The organism is Actinosynnema sp. CA-299493 (assembly GCF_050946825.1).
Taxonomy (GTDB): Bacteria; Actinomycetota; Actinomycetes; order Mycobacteriales; family Pseudonocardiaceae; genus Actinosynnema.
Map to the genome: position 1 here is coordinate 9,044,739 of NZ_CP191993.1, position 19,179 is coordinate 9,063,917.

20 protein-coding genes are annotated in these 19,179 nt (G+C 73.4%); 5 read left to right on the forward strand and 15 right to left on the reverse strand.

Features of this window, described 5'->3' with window-relative positions:
- The first annotated feature begins 1 nt into the window (after position 1).
- On the forward strand, positions 2-382 hold the full coding sequence (locus ACQPYE_RS39150; protein WP_498718131.1) for a hypothetical protein: 381 nt from the start codon (positions 2-4) through the stop codon (positions 380-382).
- Here ACQPYE_RS39150 and iolD read toward each other — a convergent pair.
- The 9 genes from iolD to ACQPYE_RS39195 form a co-directional block, all read right to left on the reverse strand.
- A complete protein-coding gene (gene iolD, locus ACQPYE_RS39155) occupies positions 373-2,220 on the reverse strand; it encodes a 3D-(3,5/4)-trihydroxycyclohexane-1,2-dione acylhydrolase (decyclizing) (protein WP_498718132.1) in 1,848 nt (615 codons plus the stop codon). The genes ACQPYE_RS39150 and iolD overlap by 10 nt on opposite strands.
- Positions 2,217-3,188, reverse strand: a complete 972-nt coding sequence (gene iolB / locus ACQPYE_RS39160; RefSeq protein ID WP_498718133.1) for a 5-deoxy-glucuronate isomerase — start codon at positions 3,186-3,188, stop codon at positions 2,217-2,219. Before iolB ends, iolD begins: the two co-directional genes overlap by 4 nt.
- Positions 3,185-4,174 carry a Cgl0159 family (beta/alpha)8-fold protein gene (locus ACQPYE_RS39165; RefSeq protein ID WP_498718134.1) on the reverse strand — a complete coding sequence of 330 codons (990 nt, stop codon included), beginning with the start codon at positions 4,172-4,174 and terminating at the stop codon, positions 3,185-3,187. The genes iolB and ACQPYE_RS39165 overlap by 4 nt, the downstream gene beginning before the upstream one ends.
- A gap of 451 nt (positions 4,175-4,625) precedes the next feature.
- A complete protein-coding gene (iolC, locus tag ACQPYE_RS39170) occupies positions 4,626-5,555 on the reverse strand; it encodes a 5-dehydro-2-deoxygluconokinase (RefSeq protein WP_498718135.1) in 930 nt (309 codons plus the stop codon).
- The gene (locus ACQPYE_RS39175; RefSeq protein WP_498718136.1) at positions 5,552-6,325 is read right to left on the reverse strand and encodes an ATP-binding cassette domain-containing protein; all 774 of its coding nucleotides are present in this window, start codon (positions 6,323-6,325) and stop codon (positions 5,552-5,554) included. Before ACQPYE_RS39175 ends, iolC begins: the two co-directional genes overlap by 4 nt.
- Positions 6,322-7,368, reverse strand: coding sequence for an ABC transporter permease (locus tag ACQPYE_RS39180; protein ID WP_498718137.1), 1,047 nt, complete (start codon positions 7,366-7,368; stop codon positions 6,322-6,324). Before ACQPYE_RS39180 ends, ACQPYE_RS39175 begins: the two co-directional genes overlap by 4 nt.
- An 11-nt stretch (positions 7,369-7,379) precedes the next feature.
- Positions 7,380-8,372 carry a sugar ABC transporter substrate-binding protein gene (locus ACQPYE_RS39185; RefSeq protein WP_498718138.1) on the reverse strand — a complete coding sequence of 331 codons (993 nt, stop codon included), beginning with the start codon at positions 8,370-8,372 and terminating at the stop codon, positions 7,380-7,382.
- 19 nt (positions 8,373-8,391) lie between these two features.
- Positions 8,392-9,252, reverse strand: a complete 861-nt coding sequence (locus ACQPYE_RS39190; RefSeq protein WP_498718139.1) for a TIM barrel protein — start codon at positions 9,250-9,252, stop codon at positions 8,392-8,394.
- Positions 9,249-10,250, reverse strand: coding sequence for a Gfo/Idh/MocA family protein (locus ACQPYE_RS39195; RefSeq protein WP_498718140.1), 1,002 nt, complete (start codon positions 10,248-10,250; stop codon positions 9,249-9,251). The genes ACQPYE_RS39190 and ACQPYE_RS39195 overlap by 4 nt, the downstream gene beginning before the upstream one ends.
- A 149-nt stretch (positions 10,251-10,399) precedes the next feature.
- Here ACQPYE_RS39195 and ACQPYE_RS39200 point away from each other — a divergent pair, with 149 nt between their 5' ends.
- Positions 10,400-11,395 (forward strand): LacI family DNA-binding transcriptional regulator, encoded by a 996-nt coding sequence (locus tag ACQPYE_RS39200; RefSeq protein WP_498718141.1) that lies wholly within the window; start codon positions 10,400-10,402, stop codon positions 11,393-11,395.
- On the opposite strand, the gene ACQPYE_RS39205 is transcribed toward ACQPYE_RS39200, so the two are convergent.
- Both ACQPYE_RS39205 and ACQPYE_RS39210 read right to left on the reverse strand, forming a co-directional pair.
- Positions 11,382-11,690 carry a DMT family transporter gene (locus ACQPYE_RS39205; RefSeq protein WP_498718142.1) on the reverse strand — a complete coding sequence of 103 codons (309 nt, stop codon included), beginning with the start codon at positions 11,688-11,690 and terminating at the stop codon, positions 11,382-11,384. The two genes, ACQPYE_RS39200 and ACQPYE_RS39205, sit on opposite strands and share 14 nt — an antisense overlap.
- Before the next feature lie 2 nt (positions 11,691-11,692).
- The gene (locus ACQPYE_RS39210) at positions 11,693-12,427 is read right to left on the reverse strand and encodes an SDR family NAD(P)-dependent oxidoreductase (RefSeq protein ID WP_498718144.1); all 735 of its coding nucleotides are present in this window, start codon (positions 12,425-12,427) and stop codon (positions 11,693-11,695) included.
- Between the two features lie 83 nt (positions 12,428-12,510).
- Between ACQPYE_RS39210 and ACQPYE_RS39215 the strand changes: the two genes are divergently transcribed.
- Complete coding sequence (locus ACQPYE_RS39215; RefSeq protein WP_498718145.1) at positions 12,511-13,065, forward strand: TetR/AcrR family transcriptional regulator; 555 nt, start codon at positions 12,511-12,513, stop codon at positions 13,063-13,065.
- 48 nt (positions 13,066-13,113) lie between these two features.
- Here ACQPYE_RS39215 and ACQPYE_RS39220 read toward each other — a convergent pair whose 3' ends face one another.
- The 3 genes from ACQPYE_RS39220 to ACQPYE_RS39230 are packed head-to-tail and all read right to left on the reverse strand — an operon-like array spanning position 13,114 to position 16,164.
- Positions 13,114-14,646: a tripartite tricarboxylate transporter permease gene (locus ACQPYE_RS39220; protein WP_498718146.1), complete on the reverse strand. Its 1,533-nt coding sequence runs from the start codon at positions 14,644-14,646 to the stop codon at positions 13,114-13,116.
- Position 14,647: 1 nt separating this feature from the next.
- Positions 14,648-15,187: a tripartite tricarboxylate transporter TctB family protein gene (locus ACQPYE_RS39225; RefSeq protein ID WP_498718147.1), complete on the reverse strand. Its 540-nt coding sequence runs from the start codon at positions 15,185-15,187 to the stop codon at positions 14,648-14,650.
- The gene (locus tag ACQPYE_RS39230; protein WP_498718148.1) at positions 15,184-16,164 is read right to left on the reverse strand and encodes a Bug family tripartite tricarboxylate transporter substrate binding protein; all 981 of its coding nucleotides are present in this window, start codon (positions 16,162-16,164) and stop codon (positions 15,184-15,186) included. The genes ACQPYE_RS39225 and ACQPYE_RS39230 overlap by 4 nt, the downstream gene beginning before the upstream one ends.
- Positions 16,165-16,277: 113 nt before the next feature.
- Between ACQPYE_RS39230 and ACQPYE_RS39235 the strand changes: the two genes are divergently transcribed.
- The gene (locus tag ACQPYE_RS39235) at positions 16,278-17,825 is read left to right on the forward strand and encodes a sensor histidine kinase (protein ID WP_498718149.1); all 1,548 of its coding nucleotides are present in this window, start codon (positions 16,278-16,280) and stop codon (positions 17,823-17,825) included.
- Positions 17,822-18,484: a response regulator gene (locus ACQPYE_RS39240; protein WP_498718150.1), complete on the forward strand. Its 663-nt coding sequence runs from the start codon at positions 17,822-17,824 to the stop codon at positions 18,482-18,484. The genes ACQPYE_RS39235 and ACQPYE_RS39240 overlap by 4 nt, the downstream gene beginning before the upstream one ends.
- Here ACQPYE_RS39240 and ACQPYE_RS39245 read toward each other — a convergent pair.
- Positions 18,466-19,134 carry a class I SAM-dependent DNA methyltransferase gene (locus ACQPYE_RS39245; protein WP_498723076.1) on the reverse strand — a complete coding sequence of 223 codons (669 nt, stop codon included), beginning with the start codon at positions 19,132-19,134 and terminating at the stop codon, positions 18,466-18,468. The genes ACQPYE_RS39240 and ACQPYE_RS39245 overlap by 19 nt on opposite strands.
- Between the last annotated feature and the right edge of the window lie 45 nt (positions 19,135-19,179).

Genomic DNA, 19,179 nt, shown 5'->3' on the forward strand with positions numbered 1-19,179 from the left:
GGTGCGCGAGCAACCGCTGAGACTCCTCGCCGGCGCCGCCGCGGGCGCGCTGGCGACGGTGGCGGACACCGAGCAGTGGCCCGACCTGCGGACGCGAGTGGCCGTGGCCCTCGCGCCCGACCTGGTCGAGCTGGTCAGCGCCCGGATGGACGAGGCGCGCAGCCGGCTCGTCGCCGTGCCGAGGGTGCGGCTGGAGCTGGCGCGGGCCGAGTTCACCACCGAGTGGCGCGGTTCGATCCACACCATGCTGTGGGAACGCCCGGAGGCCGCCGGCCCGCTGCGCGCGGTGCTGCACGACGTGAGCCCGGCCCTGCCGCGGGTGGCCGAGGACTTCGCGGCGGACGCCGCGGTGAGACCACCGGTCCGCTCGGGTCAGAGGTAGCGGAGCTGCTTCGCCTTGCCGCCGGCCACGTCGTCGTGCGCCGCGGTGATCTCCGGGCGGTGCGCCACGTCCGGCACGCCGACTTCCCACCACGCGCCCGCCTCGGTCCACGCGGACGGGTGGGTGCGGATCACGACCACGGCCGGGCGGTGTCCGGTCCTCGCGACTTCCCGCGCTTCGCGGTAGGCGGCGCGGAGGCCGTCGAGGTCGTCCACCGGGAAGGTCGCGCACCCCATCGAGGCGGCGTGCGCGGCGAAATCGGTGCGAGGTGGGTGCGCGTGCCGTGTCGTCACGTCGTCGTAGAGGTTGTTGAAGCCCGCGCCGCCCTGACCGGTCTGGAGGCGGTGGATCACGGCGTAGCCGTCGTTGTCGCACACCACGGCCACGAAACCGTGCCCGGCGAACGCCGCCGAGAACAGCTCCGAGTTGAGCATCAGGTAGGAGCCGTCGCCCAGCAGCGCGGTCACCACGCCGTCCGGGCGGGCGATCGCCGCGCCCCACGCGCCGGCCAGCTCGTAGCCCATGCAGGAGAAGCCGTACTCGACGTCCACGGTCGCCTCGCCGACCGCGCGCCAGCCGCCGATCAGCTCGCCGGGCAGGCCGCCGGACGCCGTCAGCACGTAGTCCTCCGGCGTGGACTCCTCGTTCACCACGCCGACGACCTGCGCGTACGTCGGCGTGCCGCCGGGGGCGCGGAGGCCGTCGACGTGCACGTCCCACTTGCCCCGCTCCTCGGCCGCGCGGGCGGCCCAGACCGGGTCGGCCCGCCAGTCGCCCAGGTCGTCGGTGAGCTCGCGCAGGCCCTCGTCGGCGTCGGCGACCAGGGACAGCGCGCCGTGCTTCACCGCGTCGAACCGGGCGGTGTTGAGGGAGACGATCCGGACGCCCGGCGCGAAGACCGTCCACGACGCGGTGGTGAAGTCCTGCAGGCGGGTGCCGACGGCGAGGACGACGTCGGCCTCGGCGGCCAGGGCGTTGGCGGAGGCCGAGCCGGTGATGCCGAGCGGTCCGGCGTGCAGGGGGTGCTCGTGCGGGACCTCGGTGCGGCCGGCGGTCGTCTCGGCGATGGGGACGGCGTGCCGTTCGGCGAAGCGGATCGCGCGGCCGGCGGCGCGGGAGTAGCGGACGCCGCCACCCAGGACGAGCAGCGGTCTGCGCGCGGCGCGGAGGGTGGCGGCGGCCTCGGCGAGGGCCCGGGTGTCGGGGCGCGGGCGTTGCGGGCGGTGCAGGACGGTGGCGAACAGGGCGTCCGGGAAGTCGAACGACTCGGCCTGCACGTCCTGCGGGAGGGCGAGCACGACCGGGCCGCAGTCGGCCGGGTCGGTGAGCACGCGCGCGACCTGCGGGAGGGTGTTGAGCAGCTGCTCGGGACGGGTCACGCGGTCGAAGTAGCGGCTGACCGCGCGGAACGCGTCGTTCACCGTGGTGGTCGGGTCGCCGAAGTGCTCGACCTGCTGGAGCACCGGGTCGGGCGCGCGGCTGGTGAACGTGTCGCCGGGCAGCAGGAGCAGGGGCAGGCGGTTGGCGTGGGCGACGCCGGCGGCGGTGACCATGTTCAGCGCGCCCGGGCCGATGGAGGACGTGGCGACCCCGACCTGGCGGCGGTGGGTGGCCTTGGCGATGCCGACCGCGGCCAGGGCCATGCCCTGCTCGGTGTGGCCGCGCCAGACGGGGAGGGTGTCCCTGACCTCCTCCAGGGCGTTGCCGAGGGCGAGGACGTTGCCGTGGCCGAAGATCGCGAAGACGCCGGGGAACAGCGGTGCCCGCCGGCCGTCGGGCAGTTCGGTGTGCTGGGCGGTGAGCCAGCGGACCAGGGCCTGCGCGGTGGTGAGCCTCATTCCACCCGTCCTCCGGCGGTCGTGCCTCGGGCCGTCGTTCCTTCGGCGGTCGTGGCTTGTGCGGTCGTGGCTTGTGCGGTCGTTCCTTCGGCGGTCGTTCCTTCGGCGGTCGTCACGGGACAGCGGGGATCGAGGTCCTGGCTCGCCCAGGTGTCCCGGATCCAGGTGTGCGCCGGGTCGTCGCAGAACGCCATGGAGCGCTCGGCGTTCGGACCGGCCAGGACGTTCAGGTAGTACATGGGGTAGCCGGGGGCGGCGACGCAGGGGCCGTGGTAGCCGCGCGGGATGAGGAAGACGTCGCCGTCGCGGACGAGCACGTCCTCGTCGATGTCGCCGTCGTCGGTGTAGGTGCGGTGGAAGCCGAACCCCTCACGCGATGGGGTGATCTTGTCGCGGCCGGCGATGCGGAAGTAGTAGATTTCCTCGTTGACGACGTCGCAGGTGTGGTCGTGCTTGTGCGGCGGGTAGGAGGACCAGTTGCCGTCAGGGGTGATCAGCTCGCAGGCGATGAGCTTGTCGGCGTGGTCCCAGACGCCGGGCACGCCGAAGTTGGTGACCTGGCGGGTGGCGTTGCCCGCGCCCCTGACCTCGACGGGGACGTCCTCCGCCGGACCGTACTTCGGGTCGAGCCTGCGGTCGCACCGGGCCATCGGCAGCGCGACCTCGACACCGTCCTTCGTGGACAGGCGGACGGTGGCGTCCCGCGGCAGGTAGGCGAAGTCCGTGACGCGGGTGAAGACGGAATCCCGTCCCCGCACCTCGAACCGCTCGCCGTCGACCTCGACCACGCAGCCGCCGGAGAGCGGAAGCACGAATGCCTCGTAGCCACCGGTCTCGAACGTGGTCACCCCACCAGCGGGCAGCAACAACACACGCAACCCTGCGTGATCCCACCCGGCAGCGTCAGGGGTGAGCTCGACCGCGTTCTCCCCTCGCGCCAACGTGCCCAACGGCCGATGCAAGCTCATCCCGCCACCCCCTCTCCCACTCCGCCCTCTCCCTCTTTCGCTCCCTCCTCCTCTCTCGCTCCCTCTCCCGCAGCCTTACTTCCCGCCATTCCGCTCTCTTCTCGCGCCGTTCTCAACACCCGCGCCGCCGCCTCGACCGCCGCCGCCACGTCACCGTCCGGCGGGTAGAGCAGTGCCCGCCCGACCACCAGCCCGCGCACGGTCGGGTGACGCAGCGACCGACCCCACGACGCCAGGTCATCACTCAACCGGGCCGACGGCACACCACCGAGCACGAGCGCGGGCAACGTCGTCGCACCCAACACCTCATCGGGTGACGGTGGCAGCTTCAACCAGGTGAACGCCGACGTCGCCCCCAACCCGGCCGCGACACTCCCGGCCCGCGCCAACGCGGCGGCGTCCCTCTGCAACTCCAACTCCCCCACCGCGTTCCGCGCGTACGGCAATGGCTCGACCAACGCCATCAACCCGCGTTCCGCCAACGCCGACACCGCCGCCGCGCAGCCCTCCAGCGTCGCCGCGGTGCCGGGATCGGAGTCCACCAGCCGCAGCAACATCTTCCCGCCGTCCAACCCGTTGCCCGCGATCGACGTGGGGTCGTAGGCCGTGAACCGGTCGTCGATCTCCCACTCCGCCCCCGCCAACCCACCGCGGTTCATGGAGCCGATGACGACCTTGTCGTGCAGGCCGTCGAGCAGCAGCAGCTCTTCGATCACGTCCGGCGTGCCGAGCACCCCGTCCACCGCCGGGTTCGCCAGTGCGGTGAGCAGGCGGTCCAGCAGGGAGCGGCGGTCGGCCATCGCCAGCGGGTCACCGCCGACGCCGAGCGCGCCCCGGGCCGGGTGGTCGGCCGCCACCAGGAACAGGGTGCCCTGATCGGACAGCAGCTGCGTCCGTCGGCGGCGGGCCTGGTAGGCGCGGCGGATGGCGGCCGGGTCGGTCGCCCTGGTGTCCAGCAGCGCCGTCCACTGCTCGTCGGCGATCATCTGCCACCTCCCGCCGGGACCGGTGGCCGTGCTGCGGTCGGCGGGGCCGGTGGGTTCGGCAAGCGCGTTGCGGTCGCCTGGATCAGTGCGGCCGGCAAGTGTGCTGCGGCTGGCGGGAGTGCTGCGGTGGCTGTGGTAGCTGGGCGCGGTTGGGAGGTGGTCGGGTTGGACGGGGTGAGGGTCGGGGTGGTTGTGGAGGAGGTCGGGGTGGAGGGGGGAGCGGGGGTCGGGGTGGGAGTGGGGGTGGCGATGGTCGGGGGGTGGGTGGGTGATCGGGGGGTTGTGGGTGGGTATGGGGGGTGGTTGTCGGGCGCTCGGTCTTCGTTTAACCGAGGGGCGGTAACGGTGTTTCCGTACATTTTCGGGCCATGTTCACCCGATCGTGTCGCCAGGTGGATCGGGGGCGATTGATCTTGGCACGGGGTGGGGGTTGGTGCCTGTCGAGGTGTTCTCACAGGTGGGCCTCGATCTCGGGCTCGGTCGGCATGGCGTCGGCGCAGGCCAGGCGGGCCGCGACCAGGGCGCCGGCGACGTTGGCGTAGCGGGCGGTCCGGTCCGGGGGCCAGCCCGACAGGAGGCCGTGGGCCAGGGCTCCGCCGAACGCGTCGCCCGCGCCCAAGCCGCAGACCACGTCCACGGGATGCGGCGGAACGGTCCAGGAGTCGGTGGCGGTCGCGACGAGGACGCCCGAGCCGCCCAGCTTCACGACGGCCAGGCGGACGCCGCGGGACAGGAGGCGGGTGGCGGCTTCCTCCGGGTCCGACGTCCCCACCGCCACCTCGACCTCGGTCCGGTTGCCGACGGCGACCGTCACGTGGTCGAGCATCCAGTCGATCTCGCGGCGCGCGGTCGAGGGGTCCGGCCAGAACATCGGGCGGTAGTCCAGGTCCAGGACGGTGTGGGTGCGGCGGGAGCGGTGGCGCAGGATCTGTCGTTGGGTTTCCCGGGCGGGTGAGGCGGAGACGCCCGTGCCGGTCACCCAGAGCAGTGGGACGTCGGCCACCAGGTCCCACGGCACGTCCTCCGGGGTGAGGGAGAGGTCCGGGGCCAGGGGCGCGCGGTAGAACAGCAGTGGTGGGTCTTCCGGTGGGTCCAGGGCGCAGAACACGACCGGGGTTTGCAGGTCAGGGGCGGTTCCCACGTACGAGGACGACACGCCGAAGGATTCCAGCGCCGAACGCACGTAGGGGCCGAAGCCGTCCGGCCCGACCTTCGTCAGCACCGCCGACGAGCGGCCCAGCCGCGCCGCCGCCACCGCCACGTTCGTGGCCGTCCCGCCGAGCGACTTGGCGAACGTCCGCACCTCCGCCAGCGGCACGCCGCTCTGCTCGGGGTAGAGGTCCACCCCGACCCGGCCCACGGTCAGCACCTCGACCGTCATCCGTCGACCCCGCGCAGCTCGTGGGCCAGCGCCTCCAGCTCCGCCCCACCCGCCATCTGCCTGGTCAGCTCCTCCAGGCCGATCCGCGACTTCTCGTGCGTCCCCAGCGCACGCCCCCGCTTGAGCAGCAGGAACCGGTCGCCGACGGGGTAGGCGTGGTGCGGGTTGTGGGTGATCAGCACGACCCCGAGCCCGCGGTCGCGCGCCCGGGCCACGTGCTTGAGCACCACCCCGGCCTGCTTCACGCCGAGCGCGGCCGTCGGCTCGTCCAGGATCAGCACCTTCGCCCCGAAGTGCACGGCCCGCGCGATCGCGACGCACTGCCGCTCGCCGCCGGACAGCGTGCCCACCGGCTGCTCGACGTCCCGCAGGTCGATGCCCAGCTCGGCCAACGCCGTGCGCGTCACGTCGCGGGCCCGCCGCCGGTCGAGGAAGCCGAACCGGGTGGTCGGCTCCGACCCGAGGAAGAAGTTGCGCCACACGCTCATCAGCGGCACCACGGCCAGGTCCTGGTGCACGGTGGCGATGCCCCGGTCGAGGGCTTCGCGCGGCGACGAGAAGCGCACCGGGGAGCCGTCGACCAGGAGCTCGCCGGCGTCGTGCCGGTGCACGCCCGCCAGGACCTTGATCAACGTCGACTTGCCCGCGCCGTTGTCGCCCAGCACGCAGGTGACCTCGCCGGCGTTGACGACGGTCGACACGTCCCGCAGCGCGATCACGCTGCCGTACGTCTTGCCGATCCCGCGCGCCTGCAGCAGTGGAGCCGTCATCGCCGCACCCTCTCCGCCCGCCGCCGCAGGGCGTTGTTGACGAGCACGGCGGCCAGCAGCATCACGCCGAGGAACAGCTGGAACCAGTCCGAGTCCCAGTTGGCGTAGACGATGCCCTGCCGGGCCATGCCGAAGATCAGCGCGCCGATCGCCGCGCCGACGGCCGAGCCGAACCCGCCGGTCAGCAGGCACCCGCCGATCACGGCGGCGATGATGAACTGGAACTCCAGCCCGATGCCCTGGTTGGCCTGCACGCTGGTGAACCGCAGGATGTTGATCGACCCGACCAGCCACGCCGCGCCGGCGGTGGTCATGAACAGCAGCACCTTCGTGCGCGCCACGGGCACGCCGACCGCGCGTGACGAGAGCGGCGACCCGCCGACGGCGAAGATCCAGTTGCCGAACCGCGTGCGCAGCAGCACGGTCGCGGCGACGACCGTGCACAGCACCCACCACGCGATGGACACGTAGAACCCCGTGCCGCCCAACGTGAACGTCGACGCGAACAGGAACCCGGCCGACGCGTAGCCTTCCGCGGCTCGCATGCCGGACACCTGGACGGACCCGGTGACCAGGCGGGTGATGCCGAGGTTCAGCCCTTGCAGGGCGAGGAACGTCCCCAGCGTCACGATGAAGCTGGGCAGCCCGGTGCGCACCACCAGCCACCCGTTCAGCGCGCCGACCGCCAGCGCGAACACCAGCGACGCGAGCAGCGCGAGCCACACGTTCCAGCCGAGGCGGGTCGCGAGGATCGCCGTGACGAGGGCGGTGGACGCGGTCAGCACGCCGGCCGACAGGTCGAACTCGCCGCCGATCATGAGCAGCGCCACCGCGACCGCCATGATGCCGAGCGTGGACGCGTCGTCCAGCCAGGTCGCGACCCCGCCGGCGCTGAGGAACCGCTCGGTCGCCGCGGAGAAGAACGCGAAGACCAGCACGGCGCCGAGCAGCGATCCGATCTCGGGTCGCAGCACCAGCCGGTCGAGCAGCCGGGCGGGGCCGACCCGCTCGTCCGGGGGCGCCGCCGCGGGCGCTGTGGTCACCGGTGTCCTCCTCAGCGGGTGCCGCGCTCGGCGTACTCGGCGACCTTGTCCACGGTGGACCGGTCGACGAAGCCGGGTCCGGTGAGGACCGGCTTGCCGCCGCCGACGGTGTTGGCGTTGTCGCGGTAGAGCTTGAGCATCACGACGGGCAGGTAGCCCTGCTCGTACTGCTGCTGGTCGACGGCGAAGAGCACGTCGCCTGCCTTGATCGCGGCGGTGACGTCGGCGTTGAGGTCGAACGTGGCCACCACCGCCGTCGAGGACGCGCCCTTGACCGCGTTCACCGAGGACACCGCGACCTGGGGGTTCAGCGCGAGCACGCCGTCGACCGACGGGTCGGTCTGCAACGCGCCCTTGATCCGGGACTCCACGTCGGTGGGGTTGTTGATGTCGACCTGGAGGGTGGTGACGGCGCCGCCGAACCCGGCGCGCGCGCCGTCGCAGCGGTCGTTGAGGCCGACGTTGCCTGCTTCGTGGATCACGCAGAGCAGCTTGGTCCGGCCCGCTTCCTTGAGCTTGCGCCCGGCCTGCTCGCCGGCGACGGCCTCCTCCTGGCCGACGTGGGCGAGCGCGCCGAACGACGCGCTGCGGTCGGAGCCGGAGTTGATGGTGATGACCGGGATGCCCGCCTTGACGGCGTTCTCGACCGAGGTCTTCAGCGCGTCGGGGTTGGCCATCGAGACCACGATGCCGCCGACCCGCTGCGACACCGCGTTGTCGATCAGGGTGGACTGCCGGCCGGGGTCGCCGTCGGAGTTGTAGTCGACGGTGACGCCGAGCTGCTCGCCGGCGGCGGTGGCGCCGTTCTTCACCACGTTCCAGAAGGCGTCGCCGGCCGTGCCGTGGGTGACGACGGCGACGCGCAGGTCACCGGTGGGCGCCTGGGCCGGCGCGGCGCCGGTGGTCGCGGCGGTGTTCTCCGCGCCGGGGCCGCTGCACGCGGCCAGCAGCGCGAGCCCGGTCAGGGCCAGTCCCGCGCGCAGGGCCGTTCGAGTGGACGTCATTGTCTCTCCTCGCTGGGATTCAGGCGGTGATCCGGGTGAGGTGCGCGAGGCTGCGCGCGGTGTCCCGCAGCGGTGTGCCGGGCGGGGTGTCGTCGCCGAGCGCGGTGTCCTGCTCCAGGACGTACCAGCCGGTGTAGCCGGCGTCCCCGAGGAACGCCACCAGGGCCGCCACGTCCACGTCGCCGTCGCCCAGGGGCACGTACATGCGCTGCCGCACGGCGGCCGTGTAGCCGATGCGCCCGTCACGGACGTCGGCCGCGATGTCGGCGCGGACGTCCTTGAGGTGCACGTGCCCGATCCGCCGGGGGTGGCGGCGGGCCAGGTCGACCGGGTCGGTGCCGCCGATGAGGAGGTGGCCGGTGTCCAGGCAGAGGTCGAGGTCGGAGTCGGCGAGGAAGCGCTCGACCTCGGCGGCGCGTTCGACGTGGGTGCCGACGTGCGGGTGCAGCGCGGTGCGCAGGCCGTGGCGGGCGGCGTGGTCGCGGATGAGGGCGGCGGTGTCGACCAGGGTGCGCCACTCGTGGTCGGTGAGGGCGGGGCGTTCGTCGTAGCCGTCGAGGCCGGTCGCGGCGGCCAGCACCAGGACTTCCGCGCCGGCGGCGGCCAGCAGCGCGGCCACCCGGCCGGCTTCGTCCACCGCGGACTCCGCGCCGGTGTGCAGCGGGACGGCCAGGAAGCCGCCGACGAGCGCGAGGCCGTGCTCGTCCAGCAGGGACTTCACCGACGACGGTTCGGCGGGCAGGTAGTCGGGCGGACCGAGTTCGGTGGCCCGCAGTCCCAGGGACGCCATCTCCGCCAGCACCGAAGCGGGGTCGAGCACCTCGCCCCAGCCCGGCACCTCGCACACACCCCACGAGATGGGCGCACCGGCGATCTTCACGCGGCGACCTCCGTCCCGATCCGGACGGGTGCGCCCGAGCGCCGCGACCGCTCGCACGCCTCGGCGAGCCGGAGGCTGACCAGGCTCTCCCGGGCGGGCGACGGGTTCGCCGCGGCGCCCGCCACGACCCGCGTGAACACGGACACCTCGGCCAGGTAGGCGCGGTGGAAGCGCTCGGCGAAGCCGGGGTAGGCGTCGGCCGCCTTCGGGCCGTCCGGCTCCAACGACGTCAGCGGCGTGCGCGGGTCGAGGCCGACGGCCAGCGAGTCGCGGCTGCCCAGCACCTCGATGCGGTGGTCGTAGCCGAGCGGGTCGTGCCGGCCGCCGGCCAGCACGGCGTGCGCGCCGCCCGCGAACTTCAGCAGCACCACGGCGTTGTCCACGTCGTCGGCGTCCGCGAACGCCTGGTCCACCAGGACGGACCCCGACGCGTACACCTCCACCACCGGTTCGCCGACCAGCCACGGCACCGCGTCCAGGTCGTGGATGAGCAGGTCGCGGAAGATGCCGCCGGACCGCGGCAGGTAGGACGGGTCGGGTGGTCGGGCGTCGTTGCCGAGCGCGCGGACCAGGTAGAGGTGGCCGACGTCGCCCGCGCGGACGCGCCGGTGCAGTTCGGCCACCGCCGGGTCGAACCGGCGCTGGAACCCGACCAGCACCTCGACGCCGGACGCCTCCACGTCGTCCACCAACGCGCGCATCTCGTCCAGGTGGCTCGCGATCGGCTTCTCGCACAGCGCGGGCACGCCCGCCGCGACGGCCGCGCGCAGCAACGCCGGGTGCGTGGTGGTGGGCGTGGCCAGCAGGACGCCGTCACTGCCGGTGAGCAGGGTGTCGAGGTCGGGCACGCTCCTGGTGCCGGGCAGGAGGGCCGACGCCCGCGCCGCGCGGCCGGGCGCCGGGTCGAACAGCAGCACTTCGTCGACCTCGTCGAGGGTGGCCAGGTTGGTGGCGTGCATGGTGCCGATCCGACCTACTCCGGCGACTCCGATGCGCATCCCGCTCGTCTCCGTCCTGGTAGAGGTGCTCGTGCGTTAGAGCGCTCTATTCGTTGGAGCGCTCTAAGGCTGTAGCGTCCGTCACACGGGTGTCAAGGGTGCGTTCCCCGCTCGTGACGTCCGCCGGCGCGCCCGGGAGGGAGACACCGTTGGCCAGACCCACGATGGACGACGTCGCGGCGCGCGCCGGGGTGTCCCGGGCTCTGGTGTCGTTGGTGATGCGGGGGTCACCGAAGGTGAGCGCCCAACGGCGGGCGGCCGTGATCGAGGCGGCCGGCGAGTTGGGGTACTCGCCGCACGCGATGGCGCGCTCGTTGGCCAGCCGCACCTCGCACGTGCTCGGCGTGATGGTGTCGGACCTGCACAACGCGTTCTTCGCGGAGGTCGTGGACGGGCTGGACGCGGTGGCGACCGGGCACGGCTTCGACCTGATCCTCAACACGGGCGGGCGCGGTCCGGCGCGGGAGCGGCGGGCGTTGCTGAGCCTGCTGTCGTTCCGGCCAGCGGGGCTCGCCCTGCTCTCGCCCGTGGTGCCGGCGGCGGACATCGGCCGGGCGGCGGAGCAGACGCCGGTGGTGCTGGTGGCGCGGTCGTCCCGGCTGGCCACCGTGGACACGGTGAACGACGACGGCGAGCGCGGCATCGCGTTGGCCGTCGACCACCTGGTGTCGTTGGGGCACCGGCGGATCGCGCACCTCGACGGCGGCGGGGGCTCGCAGTCCGCGCCCCGCCGGCGCGGGTACCTGGCCGCGATGGCGGCGCACGGGCTCGCGCCGCGCGTGGTGGCCAGCGAGTACACCGACGTGGGCGGCGCGCGCGCCGTGCGGGGGTTGGTGGGCGACCTGCCGACCGCGATCGTCTCGTGCAACGACTTCAACGCGGTCGGCGCGATCTCGGCGCTGGAGGAGGCCGGGTTCCGCGTGCCGCGGGACGTCTCGGTGGTCGGGTACGACAACACCTCGCTGGCGGCCCTGCGGCACGTCTCGCTGACCACGGTCGACCAGCCGCGCAACGAGTTCGGCCGGCTCGCCGCCGAGGCCCTGCTGCAACGGGTGCGCGGCGAGCGGACCGAGCCGGTGCGCCACCTGCTGCACCCGTCGCTGGTGGTCCGCTCGACCACGGCCCCACCGGTCAGGTCAGCTTGAGCCCCACCACGCCGAGGACGATCAGCGCCAGGCACGCCAGTCGCAGCGGTGACGTGCCCTCGCCGGCGGCGATGCCCACCAGGACCACGCCGACGGCGCCGAGCCCGACCCACACCGCGTAGGCCGTGCCGACGGGCAGGTCGCGCATGGCGGTCGCGAGCATCGCGAAGCTCGTCACCGCCGCCGCGATCCCGATCCCGGTGGGCCACGGACGGGTGAAACCGTCCGACCGGCCCACCGCCGTGGCCCACACGACCTCCAGCAACGCCGCGCCGAGCAGCAGCCACCAGGCCACGGCTACGCCACCGCCCCCGCGTCGACCACGAACGCCGCGCCGGTGATGTTGCGCCCACCGTCGCCGACCAGGTGCGCGACCGTCGCGGCCACGTCCTCCGGGTCGCAGTACCGGCCCAGCGCGGTGTGGCGGCGCTCCTCGTCGGCGTCCGGGCCGTCGGCCGGGTTCATCTCGGTGTCGGTGGAGCCGGGGTGCACGAGGTTGACCGTGATGCCGCGCGGGCCGAGGTCGCGGGCCAGGCCCTTGGTCAGCCCGATCAGCGCCGACTTGCTCATCGCGTAGAGCGCCCAGCCCGGGTACGGCACCCGTTCGGCCAGGCTGCTGCCGATGCCGACGATCCGGCCGCCCGCCGTCATGTGCGGCACGGCGGCCTGGGCCAGCACGAACGCCGCCCGGGCGTGGATCGCGAGGACCCGGTCGACCTCGTCGGCGGTGACGTCCTCGAACGGCCCGCTGACGGCGACGCCCGCGTTGCTCACCAGGACGTCCAGCCCGCCGAACGCGGCCACCGTGCGGGTGACGGCGGCGCGCAGGGCGTCGGCGTCGGTCGCTTCGGCTCGCACCGCGAGCGCCCGCGCGCCCATCGCCGTGATCTCGTCGACCACTTCCTCCGCGCGGTCGGCCGAGCGCGCGTACGTGATCACGACGTTCGCGCCGTCGCGTGCCAACCGCTTGGCGATCGCCGCCCCGATGCCGCGGCTGCCGCCCGTGACCAGTGCCGATCTCCCTGCGAGCATGTGCTTCCCCCAATAACCGGAACTGGTTCCGCTTGAGCTTAAACGGAACCAGTTCCGGTTGTCGAGGTCGTTAAGCTGCCGAGGTGACGCGCGAGCGGGCCGACGCCGCCAAGAACCGGGCGAAGATCCTGGCCGCCGCCGCCGACATCGTGGCCGACCGGGGCATCGAAGGGCTCGCGATGGCCGAGGTCGCCGCCGCGTCGGGCGTGGGCGTCGGCACCCTCTACCGCCGCTTCGGCGACCGCTCCGGACTGGCCCACGCGCTGATCGACGCCTCGGAGCGGGAGTTCCAGGCCGCGTTCCTCACCGGCCCGCCGCCCGTCGGCCCCGGCGCGCCGCCCGCCGAGCGCGTCCGCGCCTTCCTGCACGCGTTGGTCGACCGCACGCTCGCCCAGCTGGACCTGCTGCTGATGGCCGAGACCACCGGCCCGTTCGCCCGCTTCGGCGGCGCGTACGACGCGCACCACCGCCACCTGACCGCGCTGATCGCCCAGGCCCGCCCGGACGTGGACGCCGCGTTCACCGCGGACGCCCTGCTCGCCCCGCTGGCCGCGAACCTGGTCTCCCACCGGGCCGACGGGGCCGCCAGGATCAAAACCGGCCTGGACGTGCTGCTGGACGGCCTGCTCACCGGCTAGGCCGAGGCCGGCCGGGCTCCTGGCACGGAGCCCGGCCGGCGGGTCGGGTCAGGCGTCGACCTTCGGCCGCTCCGGTTCGGGGGAGGCCCCGGTCGGCGGGGTCGGCTTGCGGAGCAGGCGGTGGATCAGGGGCCAGAGCAGCAGGACCACCACGATGCCGTAGACGACCAGCGCGAACGGGGTGTTGACCAGGCCCGTCAGGGAACCGTCCGACAGTTGCAGGGCACGGCGCATCTGCTGCTCGGCGGCCGGGCCGAGGATCACGCCGATGATCGCCGGCAGCACGGGCAGGCCGTAGCGCCGCATCACGAAGCCGAGCACGCCGATCACGAACATCACCAGCAGGTCGAACACGTCGGCGTTCACCGCGTACGCGCCCACGCTGGCGAAGAACAGGATGCCCGCGTACAGGTACGGCCGGGGGATGCGCAGCAGCTTCGCCCACACCGGCGCCAGCGGCAGGTTGAGCACCAGCAGCAGGCACAGGCCGATGAACAGCGACGCGATCAGGCCCCAGACCAGCGCGGACTCCCGTTCGAACAGCAGCGGCCCCGGCTGGATGCCGTACTGCTGGAACGCCGCCAGCATCACCGCCGCCACCGCCGTGGTCGGCAGGCCCAGCGTCAGCATCGACACCAGCGTGCCCGCGGCCGACGCGCTGGCCGTCGCCTCCGGACCGGCCACGCCCTCGATCGCGCCCTTGCCGAACTCGTCGCGGTGCTTGGACAGCCGCTTCTCCGTCACGTACGACAGGAACGTCGGGATCTCCGCGCCGCCGGCCGGGATCGCGCCGAACGGGAACCCGATCAGCGGACCGCGCAGCCACGGCTTCCACGACCGCCGCCAGTCCTCCCGCCCCAGGAACGCGCGGCCGACCGGGATCGGCCGGGCCGGGTTGCGCCGCAGGTGGGCGGCCACCCACAACGACTCGCCGACCGCGAACAGGGCCACCGCGACCACCACCACGTCGATGCCGTCGGCCAGGTGCAGCGAGCCGAACGTGAGCCGCTGCTGGCCCGTCATCTCGTCCAGCCCGACCAGGCCTATGGTCAGGCCGATCAGCAGGGAGGCGAAGCCGCGCACCCGGGACGCGCCGAGCACGGACGTGACCGCGATGAACGCCAGCACCATGATCGCGAAGAAGTCCGGCGCGCCGATGTCCACCGCGAACTCCGCCACCGTCGGCGCGAGCAGGACCAGCAGGACCGTGCCGATGAGGCCGCCGACGAAGTGCCCGATGGCCGCCGCGGCAAGCGCTTGCGAGCCGCGGCCCTTCCGCGCCATCGGGTTGCCGTCGATCGCCGCGACCACCGCCGCGCTCTCACCCGGCGTGTTGAGCAGGATGGACGTGGTCGAGCCGCCGAACATGCCGCCGTAGTAGATGCCGGCGAACATGATGAACGCCCCGGTCGGCTCCAGGCCGTAGGTGACGGGCAGCAGCAGCGCCACCGCCATCGCCGGGCCGATGCCCGGCAGCACGCCGATCGCCGTGCCCAGCAGCACGCCCAACGCCGCCAGCGCCAGGTGCGTCGGCGTCAGCGCGGTCGCGAAACCCTCGATGAGGTTGGTGAACGAGTCCACGTCAGAACATCCCAATCAGCGGCCCGCCGGGCAGCGGCACGCCCAGGAGGTTGTTGAACAGCACGAACGTCGCCACCGACAGCCCGGCGGCGAGCAGCGGGTCGCGCACGAAGGCGCGGCTGCCCAGCGCGTAGGCCGCGCCCCAGAACAGGATCGCCCCGGAGACCGGGAAGCCGACCACCCCGATCAACGCCGCGTTGGCCAGGAACGCGCCGCACAGCAGCAGCACCGTCCGCCAGTCGGCCGGCGCGGAGAGGTCGACGTCCTCGCCGCCCTCCGCCTCGCCGCGCCCGCCGCGCAGCACGTCCCGCGCCAGCAGCGCGGCGACCACGACCAACCCGACGCCGACCACCACCGGCACCGCCTTCGGCCCCACCGGGCCGCGCTGCGCGAAGTCGGTGTGGATCCGGATCGCGTCGACCAGGACCAGCACGCCCAACCCGACCAGCACCGCGGACACGCCCAGCTCCGACCGCTCCCGCAGCCACGCCCGGCTCAAGGGCTTGTTCACCGCCTTGCGCACGCCCAACCCTCCACTCATGCCAACCCCAGGTCCTTGAGCACGGTCGCCACCCGGTCGTTCTCCTCGCGCAGGAACGCGCCGAACTCGTCACCCGGCGCGAACGCGTCCGTCCAGCCGTTGCGCGTCAACGCCTCCCGCCACTGCGGCGTGCCGTGCAGGTCGGTGAACAGGTCCACCAGCCGGGCCCGGTCCGCGTCGGAGATGCCCGGCGGGGCCACCACGCCGCGCCAGTTGTTGAACTCGACGTCCACACCGGACTCGCGCAACGTCGGCGCGTCCACGCCGGGCAGCCGGTCGCCGCTGGTCACCGCCAGCACCCGGAGCTGCCCGGCCTCGATCTGGTCGCGGTACTCGCCGACGCCGGACACGCCGAACGCCACCTTCCCGCCCAGCACCGACGCCAGCAGCTCGCCGCCGCCGTCGTAGGGGATGTAGTTGACCCGCCGCGGGTCGAGCCCGACCGCCTTGGCGATCAGCATCGGCGCCAGGTGGTCCGGGCCGCCGGGCGACGAGCCGCCGCCGACCGTGACCCCGCCCGGGTCCGCCCGCCACGCCCGGACCAGCTCGTCCAGCGTCCGGTACGGCGAGTCCGCGCCGACCACCACGATGTCCGGCTCCTCGATGAGCTTCGCGATCGGCGTGGTGTCCAGCAACGACGACGGCGCCTTGTTCGTGTAGACGCTGCCGACCACGCCGAGGCCCATGGACATCACGAGCTTGCCGTTGCCGCGCTCGCTGACCGTCCGGCCGAGGCCGACCGTGCCGCCCGCGCCGGGCAGGTTGAACACCTCGGTGTTGCGGATCAGCTCCGCGTCCTCCATCGCCTTCGCGGCGGTGCGCGCCGTGACGTCGTAACCGCCGCCCGGCGCATTCGGCACCAGCACGCGCAGGCTGCGCAACGACGCCGTGGTGTCCGCGCCGGACGTCAGCAGCGGCGGCACGAGGACGACGACCGCCAACGCCCCGGCGACCGCGACCCAGTTCCTGATCCGCACTGTGATCCCCACCTCTCTTCCGCGTGGTTGGACATGTTGCACTCGTGTAAACAGGGATGTCCCGCTTGCGCGCCTAAGGGTTCTTTTGTTCTTTCTGGTCACGGGAGGTGCTGATGGGTGCTCGGGGATCGCTGGCCCGTCAGCTGCTGGTGTGGCAACTGGTGGTGGTCGTGGCGCTGCTGTGCGCGGTGGGGGTGCTGTCGGTCGTCCAGGCGGGGAACAACTTCCGCACGACCGAGGGACGCCGGATGCTGTCCGTGGCCGAGGACGTGGCCGCGACGGCGGGCGTGCGGGCGTCGCTGGCCGACCCGCTGCGGCACTACGCGCTGGCCCCGTTCGCGGCGAGCGCCCGCAGCCTGTCCGGCGCCAGCTACGTGATCATCACCGATCCCGACCGCGAGGTCCTGACCTCGCCCGATCCGAGCCAGGTCGGCGAGGTGCTGGACGTCGGCGGCAGCACGGCGGCGCACGGCCGGTCGTGGGTGGGCGAGCTGGCCGGCGCGACCGCGGCGCACGTGCCGGTGATCGGCGACGACGGCGCGGTGATCGGGCTGGTCGCGGCCGGCCGGCAGGCGCCGGGGTTCTGGGACGGTGTGCTGGACTCGCCGGACAACGCGCTGCGGCTGCTCGGCGTGGCGCTGGTCATCGGCGTCACGGGGTCGCTGCTGCTCGCGCGCCGGGTGAAGAACCAGACGCTGGGCTTGGAGCCGCACGAGATCACCGCGCTGGTCGAGTACCGGGAGGCACTGCTGCACGGCATCAAGGAGGGCGTCGTCGCGCTCGACCCGCAGCACCGGATCACGCTGGTCAACGACCACGCGCGCGACCTGCTGGCGCTGCCGCCGGACGCGGTCGGCCGGTCGCTGCCCGAGCTCGACCTGGACGAGCGGCTGCGCGACGTGCTGACCGGCCGGGCCACCGGCGTCGACCAGCTCGCGCTGACCGGCGGCCGGGTGCTCACGCTGAACTACATGCCGCTGGACGTGCACGGCGCCGTGGTGACCCTGCGCGACCGGACCGAGCTGACCACGTTGCGCGACGAGCTGGACGCGAACCGGCACGCCACCGACACCCTGCGGGCGCAGGCGCACGAGTTCAGCAACCGCCTGCACACCATCGCGGGCCTGGTCGAGCTCGGCGAGTACGACGAGGTGCGCGGCTTCATCAGCCGCCTCAACAAGGCGCAGGGGGCGTGGCGCGCGGAGGTCGGCTCGAAGGTCGCCGACCCGGCCGTGGCGGCGTTGCTGATCGCCAAGTCCAGCCTCGCCGCCGAACGCGGCATCGGGCTGCGGATGGCGCCGGACAGCGCGCTCGGCGAGGTGGACGAGGCGTTGTCCACGGACCTCGTGACGGTGATCGGGAACCTGGTGGACAACGCGCTGGACGCGCTGTCGGAGCGCGGGTGGATCGAGGTGGCGGTGCGGTCGACGTCCGGGGAGGTCGTCGTCGTGGTCCGGGACTCCGGGCCGGGCGTGGCGGCGGGGCTGGCCGAGGAGGTGTTCCGGCACGGGTTCACCACCAAGGCCGCCGAGCACGGCGGGCGCGGGCTCGGCCTGGCGCTGACCCGGCAGACCTGCCTGCGGCGCGGCGGCTCCGTGCGGGTGCACAACGAGGACGGCGCGGTGTTCACCGCCCGGCTGCCCGTGGAGGTGCCGGCGTGATCAGGGTCGTGGTGGTGGACGACGACTTCATGGTCGCGAAGGTCCACAGTGGATACGTGGCGCGGACGCCCGGGTTCGAGGTCGTCGGCGTGGCGCACAACGGCGCGGACGCCGTGCGGCTGGTGCGCGAGCTGCGGCCGGACCTCGTGCTGCTGGACGTGTACCTGCCCGACGTCGACGGGTTGGCCGTGCTGCGGGAGCTGCGCGGGGTGGCCGACGACGTGGACGTCATCGTGATCACGGCGGCGACGGACGTGGAGACGGTGCGCAGCGCCATGCGCGGCGGGGTGCTGCACTACCTGATCAAGCCGTTCGAGTACGCGGCGCTGCGCGACCAGCTCGCCCACTTCGCCGCGCTGGACCGGCGGCTCGACCAGCTCACCTCGGCCGGGCAGGCCGACGTGGACCAGGTGTTCGGCGCACGGCCGAGCAGCGCGCCCGTGCTGCCCAAGGGGTTGACCGCGCAGACCGCCGCCCTGGTGGAACGCGTGCTGCGGGAACGCCCGGTGACGGCCAGCGAGTGCGCGGACGCCACCGAGCTGGCCCGGGTGTCCGCGCGGCGGTACCTGGAGCACTTCGTGAGCACCGGGAAGGCCGAGGTGCGGCTGAAGTACGGCGGCACCGGGCGGCCCGAGCGCCTCTACGCCTGGCTGGGCTGACCGGACGCGTCGGGCTCACCGGACGGGTCGGGCCGACCGCCCTTGCGCACGATCAGGTAAGCCTGCGGCGTCTTCTCCCACTTCGGGTCGAGCGGCTCCCGCTCCAGCCGGGTGTGCGGCTCGAACCCGGCCTCGACGAGCTGGGCGAGCACCCGGTCGGGGTCGAGCCGGAACACGTCCAGCAGGATGTCGTGCCCGTAGCCCTGCTCGTACCGCCGCACCTCGTCGCCGACCTGGAACGCCAGCACCAGCAGGCCGCCGGGCGCGAGCACCCGGTGGAACTCGGCGAACACCTCCGGGTGCCGCTCCCACGGCACGTGGATCACCGAGTACCAGGCCAGCGCGCCGCCCAGCGAGCCGTCCGGCAGGTCGAGGTCGAGCATCGAGCCCACCTCGAACCGCACGTCCGGGTGGTCGCGGCGGGCGACGGCGACCATCCCGGGCGACAGGTCGACGCCGAACACGTCCACGCCCAGCCGCTTGAGGTGGCCAGAGATCCGGCCGGGGCCGCAGCCGACGTCCGCGACGCGGCCGCGCACCAGCTCGGCGAACAGGCCCAGCACCGCCCGGTCCGCCGGGATCTCCGCGAGGAGGTCGCGCGCGAGGTCGGCGTAGCTGTCGGCGACGGTGTCGTAGGCGGTGCGCGCCATGGTGAGGAACTCCGGCTCGGTCACGCCCCGACGGTACCGACCCCG

What these genes read in the sequence shown, in the direction of transcription:
- iolD (WP_498718132.1), bottom strand. Translation starts at nt 2,220, where the DNA reads ATGAGGCTCACCACCGCGCAGGCCCTGGTCCGCTGGCTCACCGCCCAG.
- iolB (WP_498718133.1), bottom strand. Translation starts at nt 3,188, where the DNA reads ATGAGCTTGCATCGGCCGTTGGGCACGTTGGCGCGAGGGGAGAACGCG.
- ACQPYE_RS39165 (WP_498718134.1), bottom strand. Translation starts at nt 4,174, where the DNA reads ATGATCGCCGACGAGCAGTGGACGGCGCTGCTGGACACCAGGGCGACC.
- iolC (WP_498718135.1), bottom strand. Translation starts at nt 5,555, where the DNA reads ATGACGGTCGAGGTGCTGACCGTGGGCCGGGTCGGGGTGGACCTCTAC.
- ACQPYE_RS39175 (WP_498718136.1), bottom strand. Translation starts at nt 6,325, where the DNA reads ATGACGGCTCCACTGCTGCAGGCGCGCGGGATCGGCAAGACGTACGGC.
- ACQPYE_RS39185 (WP_498718138.1), bottom strand. Translation starts at nt 8,372, where the DNA reads ATGACGTCCACTCGAACGGCCCTGCGCGCGGGACTGGCCCTGACCGGG.
- ACQPYE_RS39195 (WP_498718140.1), bottom strand. Translation starts at nt 10,250, where the DNA reads ATGCGCATCGGAGTCGCCGGAGTAGGTCGGATCGGCACCATGCACGCC.
- ACQPYE_RS39210 (WP_498718144.1), bottom strand. Translation starts at nt 12,427, where the DNA reads ATGCTCGCAGGGAGATCGGCACTGGTCACGGGCGGCAGCCGCGGCATC.
- ACQPYE_RS39225 (WP_498718147.1), bottom strand. Translation starts at nt 15,187, where the DNA reads ATGAGTGGAGGGTTGGGCGTGCGCAAGGCGGTGAACAAGCCCTTGAGC.
- ACQPYE_RS39235 (WP_498718149.1), top strand. Translation starts at nt 16,278, where the DNA reads ATGGGTGCTCGGGGATCGCTGGCCCGTCAGCTGCTGGTGTGGCAACTG.
- ACQPYE_RS39245 (WP_498723076.1), bottom strand. Translation starts at nt 19,134, where the DNA reads ATGGCGCGCACCGCCTACGACACCGTCGCCGACAGCTACGCCGACCTC.